Origin of the sequence: Cryobacterium sp. MLB-32 (genome assembly GCF_000738085.1) — a bacterium.
Lineage (GTDB): Bacteria > Actinomycetota > Actinomycetes > Actinomycetales > Microbacteriaceae > Cryobacterium.
Genome location: NZ_JPRS01000225.1, coordinates 1 through 2714 on the forward strand (window position 1 = coordinate 1; position 2714 = coordinate 2714).

Genomic DNA, 2714 nt, shown 5'->3' on the forward strand with positions numbered 1-2714 from the left:
GGCAACTGGGCGTCATCGAGCATGCTGTAGGCCGCGTTGGCGTTCGTCCACTGGTTCTCGTCGAGGTTGTTGTCCACGATGTCCCCGGTATGGAAGACATATTGCAGGTTGGTGGCCTCCCGCTGCCCGAGCAGGTAGTCGTGGATGTCGAGCTGCCGCTGGTAATAGGAGGCGTTGTAGTACTGCGTATCGGATTCCCACGCCAGCGTGAAGTCGTACTCCGACCGCGGGGTGTCGTTCACATTGTTCGTGGGAAGGGGGCTCGAACGATCGCTGAGGTTCGCGCCGGCGAATCCTTCCGAGTGTTGGATGAGCACCGTGATCACCCGGTCGGCCACGTGGTCGGCAGCCGGCACCATCGCATCCAGGGTGAAGGCCGTCGCCCCTTCGCCGATCGTCACGTGCCGGTCGAATTCTTCCCACGCGCCCGTGGTCACGTTCTGCACATACATCAGCACCTCGGCGTTGGCCGTGCCGTCCCAGCGCACCCGGGCCGTGAAGTCGGCACCCGCGTCGCTCGGAATGTCGACCTCGAACAGCTGGTACGGAAAGGCCGCGTCGGACGTCACGGACTCGGCGACCCCGTCGAGGCGGGCCATGGCGGCGGCCTGGGCCCCCGTGAGCAGGGTCTTGCCGGCACGGTCCGGGCCGGCGGCGATGCGGGTGGTTCCCGAGTAGCCACGGACGGTGTCATCGGCAACGGATGCGACGAATCCCTCGTTCAGGGTGACCTGCAGCCGGTCTCCGGTCGGGTCGGTGGCGCGCGCGGTGAGGTCGATCGGTCCCGACGGCACGGTCGCGCCGTCGAGCGGGGTGATGAGCTCGTTGCCGGGTTCTTCTACCGGGGTGGAGAAGACCGTGCTGAGCACGCTCTGGTTACCGATCCCGTCCCGAGCGGTGAGGGCCAGCGTGTGTTCGCCGTCGGCGAGCTCGATCGACGACGTGGCGAACGGCAGGGTGATCGTGCGGCCGTCGAGGGTGGCCGTGAGCGTGTCGAGGCCGGCACCGGCATCCGTCGCGTCGCCCTCGATCATGAATTCGCCCTGATACAGCGTGCCGTCAACGACGGATGTGGAGACCGTCGGAGCGGTGTTGTCGACCGCGGGCCGGCGGGTCAGGGTGGTGGTGCCGTCGGTCGCGGCCACCTCATGGGAGCCGTCGTCGACCTCGGTGGTGTTCCACTCGTGGGCGATGGCCGTGTAGGCGTCGTCCGGAATGGTGAAACTCGCGTCGTAGAAGTCCAGCTTGCCGGCGCTGTCGCCCATGTTCAGCACGAGCTCCGCGTCGGCATAGCCGGTGGGCTGCAGGCTGCGGCCGTCCGGCAGTACGAGGCGCAGGTTGCGAATCTGGAAGTCGTCGTTGTTCTCATCGAGGTTGATCTCGGGGGCGACCTTGGTGCCCGCCCAGACGCTCACCACGAGGTCGTCACCCCGGGTCACGTGCGTGAGCGGCACGGGGGTGGCGATCGTGTCCCAGCCCTCCGGGATGCCGTCGTCGAAGATGCGCAGCACGTCATCGCCCACGAGCACGCCGTTCTTGAAGAACGTGTTCACCGCCGTCACGTCGAAAACGAACTGCGGCGCGGCCTCCAGCTCCGGGTTTGTCGCGACCGGGACGCCATCGATGCTGAGCGTGAGCGGGCTCGATCCCGGGCCGGCTTCACCGGCGGCCGAAACCACTGTTGTGCCGCTGACGAACTCCCCGTCGGTCACGTTCAGCCGCACCGGAGAGGTGTCCACTCCGGTGACGGCGACCCTGGTCACGGGGGTGCTGGCTTCGTTGCGCCCGTCGGTGGCCGTGAGGTAATACTCGAACCAGCGTTTTCCGGTGAGGTCGACCTGCTGGAGGTCGTGCTGGTAGCCGTCGGCGGCATCCGTGGTGAGGTTGAGGGTCGAGAAGTCGGCATCGAGGTTGCTCTTGAGGTGCAGGGTCACGGTGCGCACCTGCACGTCGTCGGTGATCGTGGCACGGAGCGCGAAGTTCTGCGCCGGGTCAATCTCGCCCAGGGTCTTGTCGCTGATCACGGGCGGGGTGGGGTCCGCGGCGGCGACCATGAGGCCGGCCGGAACCTGCGCCGCGAAAACGCTCCCGGGGGTCGCAGCGACGGCACCGAGCCTGAGCTGACGGGCGAGGTTGGTGGCATCGGCGCCGTACTGGATTCCAATATTGGGCTCGACATCGTCGACGCCATCGAGGTTGTAGTAGGCCGTGTTCAGGCTGAAACCGGTGTTCGTGAGGATCTCGATTCCTCGCGGGGAACCGTTCGCCATGCCCCCGGCGAAGACCTCCACGAGGTCGGTGCCGAGCGTGAGCGCAGACCCGAACTGCGCGTTGAAGTCTGCCGCGGTCAGCGCGTCGTTCGGGCCGTTCTTGATCCAAAACACGAGGGTGGTGCCCGGTCCGACGATGGCGTCGTGCGGGGTGCTCGGCCAGCGCACCGTGGAACTGTTGGTGAGGTCGGCGAGCGGGTACAGGTAGTTGAGCGTGTAGTCGGAGAAGTCAATCGGTTGCGAGGTCGCGTTGTAGACCTCGATGAACTCGAAGCCGTCGCCCGAACCCACGTTCGTGGTGTCAGGCGTGATCTCGGTGATCTGCAGGGGGGCGGTGATCAGGGCCGGGTCGGGGGTCGGCGTGGGCGCCGGCGGGAGCGTCTCTGTTGGTGTCGGCGTGGGCGTGGGCGTGGGCGTGGGCGTGGGCGTGGGCGTGGGCGTGGG

General features: G+C 67.1%; 1 protein-coding gene. It reads right to left on the bottom strand.

The genetic code is table 11. The features are described 5' to 3' along the window. The coding region (locus JF66_RS16565) for a lamin tail domain-containing protein (RefSeq protein ID WP_197059450.1) at window positions 1–2714 on the bottom strand (2714 nt) is incomplete at both ends.